The sequence below is a fragment of the Streptomyces bohaiensis genome, from assembly GCF_012033785.1.
In the GTDB taxonomy this organism is placed as follows: domain Bacteria; phylum Actinomycetota; class Actinomycetes; order Streptomycetales; family Streptomycetaceae; genus Streptomyces; species Streptomyces bohaiensis.
The window spans coordinates 1-7571 of the sequence record NZ_JAAVJC010000226.1 but is presented as its reverse complement, the minus strand read 5'-3'; the positions used below and the strand labels follow the sequence as shown (position 1 = coordinate 7571).

General features: G+C 75.4%; 7 protein-coding genes and 1 pseudogene. 6 read left to right on the top strand and 2 right to left on the bottom strand.

Annotated elements, in window-relative coordinates; all coding sequences use genetic code 11:
* The 3 genes from HCN52_RS19275 to HCN52_RS19265 all read left to right on the top strand — a co-directional run.
* Nucleotides 1–1157 (top strand): SAM-dependent methyltransferase (locus tag HCN52_RS19275; RefSeq protein ID WP_245175287.1); only part of this gene is annotated, 1157 nt, incomplete at its 5' end.
* Between the two features lie 288 nt (nt 1158–1445).
* Nucleotides 1446–1673: a cation:proton antiporter regulatory subunit gene (locus HCN52_RS19270; RefSeq protein ID WP_168089707.1), complete on the top strand. Its 228-nt coding sequence runs from the start codon at nt 1446–1448 to the stop codon at nt 1671–1673.
* A 9-nt stretch (nt 1674–1682) separates the two neighbouring features.
* The gene (locus tag HCN52_RS19265; RefSeq protein ID WP_312876783.1) at nt 1683–3167 is read left to right on the top strand and encodes a cation:proton antiporter domain-containing protein; all 1485 of its coding nucleotides are present in this window, start codon (nt 1683–1685) and stop codon (nt 3165–3167) included.
* A gap of 251 nt (nt 3168–3418) precedes the next feature.
* Here the strand turns inward: HCN52_RS19265 and HCN52_RS19260 are convergent.
* Nucleotides 3419–4069 (bottom strand): annotated as a pseudogene (locus tag HCN52_RS19260) (Rossmann-fold NAD(P)-binding domain-containing protein); the annotation flags it as partial.
* On the opposite strand from HCN52_RS19260, the gene HCN52_RS19255 reads away from it, so the two are divergent.
* Together HCN52_RS19255 and HCN52_RS19250 are read left to right on the top strand one after the other, a co-directional pair.
* Nucleotides 4016–4654, top strand: a complete 639-nt coding sequence (locus tag HCN52_RS19255; RefSeq protein ID WP_168089709.1) for a TetR family transcriptional regulator — start codon at nt 4016–4018, stop codon at nt 4652–4654. The pseudogene HCN52_RS19260 and the gene HCN52_RS19255 overlap by 54 nt on opposite strands.
* 320 nt (nt 4655–4974) lie before the next feature.
* A complete protein-coding gene (locus HCN52_RS19250; protein WP_168089706.1) occupies nt 4975–5526 on the top strand; it encodes a DinB family protein in 552 nt (183 codons plus the stop codon).
* A gap of 68 nt (nt 5527–5594) precedes the next feature.
* Here HCN52_RS19250 and HCN52_RS19245 read toward each other — a convergent pair whose 3' ends face one another.
* Entirely contained in the window at nt 5595–6689 is a 1095-nt protein-coding gene (locus HCN52_RS19245) for an NADH-quinone oxidoreductase subunit D (RefSeq protein WP_245175289.1), read from the bottom strand.
* 214 nt (nt 6690–6903) lie between these two features.
* Here HCN52_RS19245 and HCN52_RS19240 point away from each other — a divergent pair, with 214 nt between their 5' ends.
* Entirely contained in the window at nt 6904–7401 is a 498-nt protein-coding gene (locus tag HCN52_RS19240) for a PH domain-containing protein (protein WP_376767160.1), read from the top strand.
* The last annotated feature ends 170 nt before the right edge of the window (nt 7402–7571 follow it).

The window sequence follows — 7571 nt, the reverse complement described above, 5'->3', positions numbered from 1 at the left end:
GCGGTGGCACGGGCGCCCCGGTGACCGGCGGGGGCGCGCACCCCGGCGACGACGGTGCGAGCCCGGGCGACACCGCGGCGGCGAGCGGCGACCGGGGCGGTTGGTCGGGCTGGCGGGCGGCGGCGGAACGAGCCCTCTACGGCGCACCGCCCTCCTTCGCCGCTCCGGGCGGCCCGGGCCCGGGCGGCGGCTCCGCCGGGTTCTTCCTCCGCGAGGCGCCCGCCGCGCACTTCCGGACCGCCGTGCACGCCTCGCCGCTGTTCGCGGCGGCGGTGGCGGTGCTGCTGGTGCGCACCGACGAGGCGCTCGGCCACCCACCGGTCCTGGATCTGGTGGATGTCGGCGCGGGCCGCGGCGAGCTGCTGACGGGCGTGCTGGCCGCGTTGCCGGAGCGGGTCGCCGCCCGGGTCCGGCCGTGCGCGGTGGAGCGCGCCGCGCGCCCGGCCGGCCTGCCGGACCGCGTCGCCTGGTCCACCGACCCGCCGCCGGGGACCACCGGGCTGCTGTTCGCCAACGAGTGGCTGGACAACGTGCCGCTGGACGTGGCGGAGAACGACGACACCGGCCGGCCGCGGCACGTGCTGGTCCGCCCGGACGGCCGGGAGCGCCACGGCGAGCCCGTCACGGGCGAGGACGCGGCATGGCTGCGGCGCTGGTGGCCCACGTCCTCCGCCCCGGGCGAGCGGGCGGAGATCGGACGGACCCGCGACGCGGCCTGGGCCGGCGCCGTACGGGCACTCCGCCGCGGCGTCGCGGTGGCGGTGGACTACGGGCACACGCGCGACGCCCGGCCGCCGCTGGGCAGCCTGACCGGGTACCGGGACGGCCGGCAGGTCGCACCGGTGCCCGACGGGGGCTGCGACCTGACCGCGCACGTCGCGTTGGACGCCTGCGCCGCGGCGGGCGCCGCCGTGCCGGGGGCGGGCGCGCCGCAGCTGCTGACGCAGCGGACGGCGCTGCACCGGTTGGGGACGGACGGGCGGCGCCCGCCGTTGGAGCTGGCACGGACCGACCCGGCGGCGTACCTGCGGGCGCTGGCCCGGTCGGGCGAGGCGGCGGAACTGACGGACCCGCGGGGGTTCGGCGGGTTCACGTGGCTGGTGCAGCCGGTCGCGGTCCCGTCCCCGCTCGCGGCGGAGCCGGCGCGGCCGCGCTGAGCCGGAGCACCCGGGCGCTCCGGGGGCTCGCACCGGCGTGGCCCGCCCGGCAGCACCCCGGCAGGCTCGGACCGCCCGACGCCTCGGCGGGAGCCGTGGGGGAGCCGGCCCCCGCGGCGGGTCAGGCGCCGACCGGCGGGACGCCCCGTTCGGTGGGACGCTTCATCGTGCGGCGCGTGGTCCGCCGCCCGGTGCCCCTCGGCGTGCGGCAGCCCCGCTCGCCGACCGGTGCCACCGGCCGAGCCCGGGTGGCCGCGGCGGGCACCCGGTCCGCACCGAGGAGCTGCGATGGGACAGGGCGTGCACGTCACCGAGCTGCCGGGGGTCGGCACCCGGTACGACGTCGAGCTGACCGACGACGAGAACCGGGTGTCCGTGGTGGTGCGCCCCGGCGGCACCCGCTACCTGTACGTCTTCGCCACCCGGTCGGCCGAGCCGACCGCGGTCCTGGAGCTGACCGACGAGCAGGCCCGCAAGCTGGCCGCGGTCCTCTCCGCGACCTTCTACGAGGGCTGAGGCCGCACGGTGCACGCCGACCTGGTCGGTCTGGGTGCGGTGCTGCTGCTGGCGGCGCTGGTCGCGCGCGGCGCGCGGCGGGTGGGTCTGCCCTCGGTCCCCTGCTACATGCTGGTCGGGATCCTGCTGGGGCCCGGCACGCCCGGCCCGGTGCTGATCCAGCATCCCGAGGACCTCTCGGTGCTCGCCGCGCTGGGGCTGGTGCTGCTGCTGTTCCACCTGGGTGTGGAGTTCCCCCTGGAGCAGGTGGTGGGCGGCGGGCGGCGGTTGTTCCTCGCGGCGGCCTGCTACATCGGGCTGAACATCACCGCGGGGCTGATCTTCGGCTTCTCGCTCGGCTGGGGCGGCGCCGAGGCGCTGGTGGTGGCGGGCGCGCTCGGCATCTCCTCCTCCGCCATCGCGACCAAGCTGCTGATCGAGCTGCGGCGGCTCACCAACGCCGAGACCCCGGTCATCCTGGGGATCATCGTCATCGAGGACCTGTTCCTCGCCTTCTATCTCGCGCTGCTCTCGCCGGTGCTCTCCGGGGCGGACTCGCCGGGGGCGCTCGCCGGGCACATCGCGCTCAGCTTCGGCTTCCTGGTGGTGCTGTTCGCGGTGGCCCGCTGGGGCGCGCGGGCGGTCGGCGGGTTGATCGGCAGCCGTGAGGACGAGCTGCTGGCGGTCGCCGCGATCGGGCTGGCGGTGCTGGTGGCGGGCCTCTCCGACGAGGTGGGCGTCTCGGACGCCATCGGTGCTCTCATGGTGGGGCTGGTCGTCTCCCGCACCCGGTTCCGGGAGCGGGTGGAGCGGATCGTGCTGCCGCTGCGGGACGTGCTGGCCACCGTCTTCTTCGTGGCGTTCGGCCTGACCATCGACGTGGGCGACCTGGGTGGCGTGGCGGTGCCCGCCGTGCTCGCGGTCTGCGTCACGGTGCTCACCAACGTGACGGCCGGAGTCCTGGCGGCGCGGCTCTTCGGTTTCAACCAGCGGGGCGCGGCCAACATCGGGCTGACGGTGCTGGCCCGGGGCGAGTTCTCGCTGATCCTGGTGACGCTGGCCATCGCCGCCGGGCTGGACGCACGGCTCGGCCCGTTCGTCGCGCTCTACGTGCTGCTGCTCGCCGTGACGGCGCCGCCGCTGGCGGCCGGGTCGCGCTACCTGGCGCGGGTGATGCCGGACCGGCTGTTGCGGTCGGACTGGACCTATGTGCGGGAGGAGACCATCAGCACCTCCTGCACGCATCTGGACCAGATCCGGGTGACCAGCACCGACGCCGTGACATGTCCCGGGTGCGAGGAGCTCGGCACCGACTGGGTGCAGCTGCGGCTGTGCACGACCTGCGGGCACGTCGGCTGCTGTGACGACTCCCCCCACCAGCACTCGCGGCGCCACGCGGAGGAGGCGCGGCACCCGGTGATCCAGTCGGCCGAGCCGGGCGAGGACTGGCGGTTCTGCTTCATCGACGACACGCTCGTCCGCGCGCCGATGGGCCGCTCCCGCGAGAAGCGCTGACCGGTCGCCACGCGTCCGCGGCGATCGTTCTGCCCGTTCCGGGCCGTGCCCGGGTGGCCGGCCTGTGACGCCGTGCATCCTCGACGGCTTCCGGAGGCGCATGACGCGGTCGAACCGGGCCCGGTCGGTCCTGCGCGACCGGCCGGTCGCGCGGGACCGGCGCCGGACAGGTCGGCGCGCGGGTGCGGAACCGGGCGGTCAGCAGCCAGGTCGGGGAGCGAAACCCGGTGGCGAGACGGAGGTGCCGTCGCTCATGGACGGGCGAGGACGTCGCGGGGCAGTTCGGTGTCGAGGCAGGTCCGGAAGGTGCGGGCGGGTCGGCCGGTGACGCGCTCGACGGTGTCGGTGACGCGGTCCTCGGCCCCTCCGGCGATGGCGGTGTCGAGGTCGGCCAGCAGCTCGGCGAACTCCGCGGGCAGGTGCTCCGCGAGGCGTTCACGGAGCTGTGCGGTGGTGAGCCGGAGGTGGGTGACGGGCCGGCCGGTGGTCTCGGCGACGGCGGCGGCGATGTCGTCGTAGCTCAGGGCCTGGGGGCCGGTGAGGACGAGGTCGGTGTTGAGGGCGGGTTCGGCGGTCAGGGCGTGGACGGCGACCGCGGCGATGTCCTCGGCGTCGACGAAGCCGACCCGGCCGTTCCCGGTGGCGGTCCGGATGACGCACTCGTCGCGGATGCTCGCGGCGTGGACGTGCGTGCCGGTGAAGTTCTGCATGAACCACGAGGGGCGCAGTACCGCCCATTCGTCGAAGAGTCGGGGCAGGTCGCGGTGGACCAGGCCGACGCCGGGTCCGCCTTCGGGGAGGACGGAGGCACTGAGGAGCACCGCGCGGCGTACTCCGGCGGCGCGGGCCTGCCGGAGGAACGGCAGCATGACCGCGGCCGGGTCGGGGTCGCCCGGGGGCGGCGCGCCGCTCGCAACCGGCAGGCCGTCCTCGCCGCTGCCGACCGCCTCTTCACCGACTGCGACAACCCCGAGGACGTCACCATGGCCGACGTCGCGGCGGCGGCCGGGGTCGGCAAGGGCACGCTCTTCAGAGCCTTCGGCGACCGCCCCGGGCTGCTCCGCGCCCTGTACGAGACGCGGCTCGAACCGCTCAGGGAAGCGGCCGAATCCGGCCCGCCGCCCCTCGGGCCGGCCACCCCGCCCTTGCTGCGCGTGCCCGCCCTTCTCGACGCGACGCTGCGCTTCAAGCTGGACAACCGGCGTCTTGCGCTGGCCTTCGAGGAGAGCGACAGCACCAGCCCGTACAAGGCAGCGCACTACGAGCGCTGGCACGGCCTGCTGCGCAGTGTGCTGGAGCAGATTCCCGGCCTGGCCGACACCGGGTTCACCGCCCACGCCCTGCTCGCGGCGGTCCGGGCCGATCTCGTCGAGCACCTGGCCGATCGCGAGCACGTGCCGCGCGAGCAGATGCGCGCTCAGTTGGCGGGCTTCACTGCCACAGTCCTGGGCACCGACCCGCCCGACGGAGCAGGCGACCCGCCATGAGCATCGACCGGTCACCACTGCCGCGATCGCCCTGTCCGAGTGGGCCCCCGCATCGTCTGGTCGGGCTTGGCGGCCTTGTCGGGGGCGGGATGTGACGCTGTCGGCCGCGGCGTCTGGACCTGCGCCGCGCCGCCCCGCTCCTGCCGACCGTGCGGCGCTGCAGCGGCCGTCGGTCGCCTGCGTCCTTCGGTCGCCTGCCACCGGCCCGGACCTCACGGCCGTTCGAGCCGCGAGCGCCGGCGGGCACGGCACGGTGGCGGCCGGTGCGCGCCCGCGATAACCGCTGGCCGCCCGCGGCCCCGGGTGGCAGGGTGCCCGCCATGGAGAACCGCGCCGACGCCGCCCGCCTCGCCCTGCTGCGGAACCAGTTCGACCTGACCTGGGCGCTGCTGGAGTACCACCTGGACCGGCTGGTGGAGGCGGATGTGCACTGGGAGCCGGCGCCGCTGTGCTGGGCGGTGCGGCAGGACGACGACGGCCGATGGGTGCCGGACTGGGCCGACGCCGAGCCCGACCCGGTACCGGTGCCGACCGTCGCCTGGCTGACCTGGCACGTGGACTGGTGGTGGACCACCGCGCTGCGGCTGCTGCGCGGCGAGGAGCCGCCGGCCCGGGAGGCCGTGGTCTGGGCGGGCGACGGTGCGGCGGCGGTGTCGCGGCTGCGTGCGCTGCGCGGGGAGTGGGCGGCGGCGTTGGCGGACGGTTCACCGGGCGCCCTGGACGCGGAGGCGCCGTTCCCATGGCCGCCGGGGTCCGACCGGACTGGTGCCGACACCGCCGCCTGGGTCAACGCCGAGCTGATGAAGAACGCGGCGGAGATCGGCCAGCTGCGGCTGCTGCGTGGCGCCGGCGCCCGGCCGACCGCCCGCTGAGCCTCCCCGGACCGGGACGGTTCGCGTCGCCTCGGGACGGTTCGGAGCTGTCGGCCGGTGCCGGCGGCCTACTTGTCGATGTCGCCGACGACGAAGAAGAACGACCCCAGGATCGCGACCATGTCGGCGACCAGCGTCCCGGGCAGCAGGTCGACCAGCGCCTGGATGTTGTTGAACGAGGCGGAGCGCAGCTTCAGCCGGTGCGGGGTCTTCTCCCCCTTGGAGACCAGGTAGTAGCCGTTGAGCCCGAGCGGGTTCTCGGTCCAGGCGTAGGTGGCGCCCTCCGGGGCCTTCAGCACCTTCGGCAGCCGCTGGTTCACCGGCCCGGACGGCAGCTCGGCGAGCCGGTCCAGGCAGGCGTCGGCGAGTTCGAGGGCGTTGCGGGTCTGGTCGAGCAGCACCTCGAACCGGGCGAGGCAGTCCCCTTCGGAACGGACGGCAACGCGCAGCACGTCGCCCAGGTCGCCGTACGCCAGGTAGGGCTCGTCGCGGCGGAGGTCGAAGTCCACGCCGCTGGCGCGGGCGATCGGCCCCGACACGCCGTAGGAGCGGGCGACGGCCGGGTCCAGCACGCCGATGCCGCGCGTCCGCGAGCGGAACACCTCGTTGCCGAGGACCAGGTCGTCGAAGCGACCGAGTCGACCCCGGACGCCGGCCACCGCCCCCCGCGCCCGGTCGGTCCAGCCGGCGGGCAGGTCCTCCTTGAGCCCGCCGACCCGGTTGAACATGTAGTGCATCCGGCCGCCGGAGAGTTCCTCCATGACGTGCTGGAGGTCCTCCCGTTCGGTGAACGCGTAGAACATGGGAGTGATGCCGCCCAGTTCCAGCGGGTACGAGCCGAGGAACATCAGGTGGTTGAGCGCCCGGTTCAGCTCGGCCAGCAGGGTGCGGAGCCAGACGGCGCGCTCGGGGACCTCCATGCCGAGCATCCGCTCGACCGCCAGCACCACGCCCAGCTCGTTGGAGAAGGCGGAGAGCCAGTCGTGGCGGTTGGCGAGCACGATGATCTGGCGGTAGTCGCGGGCCTCGAACAGCTTCTCCGCGCCGCGGTGCATGTAGCCGACGACGGGTTCGGCGCGCGTGATGCGCTCCCCGTCGAGCACCAGCCGCAGCCGCAGCACGCCGTGGGTGGAGGGGTGCTGCGGGCCGATGTTGAGCACCATGTCGGTGCTCTCGGCCGCTCCCCCGACGCCCACCGTGGTGGTGTCGGCGTCCCCGGCGCCGTGCGGTCCGGTCACGGGGTGCGGGGCCCCGGCCCCGGTGCTCGTCTGCGGCATGCGGTCAGTCTGGCAGCTTCACGTGGGTGCGGGAGCCCCCGGCGCCCGGCCGGTCCGTGACGCCCTGCTGAAGCCGGGCGCAGCGCCGTAAGCTCGTGGCATGGACAGCATGGTGCGGGAGCCGGTGGACCCTCCGGCCGAGAAGTGGCAGCGGGTCAAGCCCGCCCTGTTGACCGTCTGGCGACTGGTGCTGGTGATGTGGGTGGTGCCGCCGCTGCTGGTGGCGGCGGTCCTGCCGGCGGTGCTGGGCGCGCCCTCGTGGTCGCTGCTGGCACTGGCGCCGCTGCTGACGGGGGTGTGGCTGTGGTGGGTGGTCGGCCGTCATCAGCGTTCCTGGCGGTACCTCGAGCGCGAGGACGACCTGCTGATCAGCAAGGGCGTGCTGTGGCGGCAGATGATCGTGGTCCCGTACGGCCGCATGCAGCTAGTCGAGGTGACCTCCGGGCCGCTGGACCGGAAGTTCGGCCTGGCGCGCCTTCAGCTCCACACCGCGGCGGCCGCGACCGACGCCACCATCCCGGGACTGGACCCGGACGAGGCGGAGCGGCTGCGCGACCGGCTGACCGAACTGGGCGAGTCCCGGTCGGCGGGGCTCTGATGGCCGAGGAGGACACCGGCCGGATCCTGCCGGCCCCCGGCCCGGTGACCACCGGGCCCGAGCGTTCCGCCCCGGCCGGGCAGGCTGCCGGGTCCGAGCGGCGGCCCGTCGGCGGCGACCGGGACCGGCCCGCCGCCGACACCGCCGCCGATCCCGTCGCGCCCCCGGAG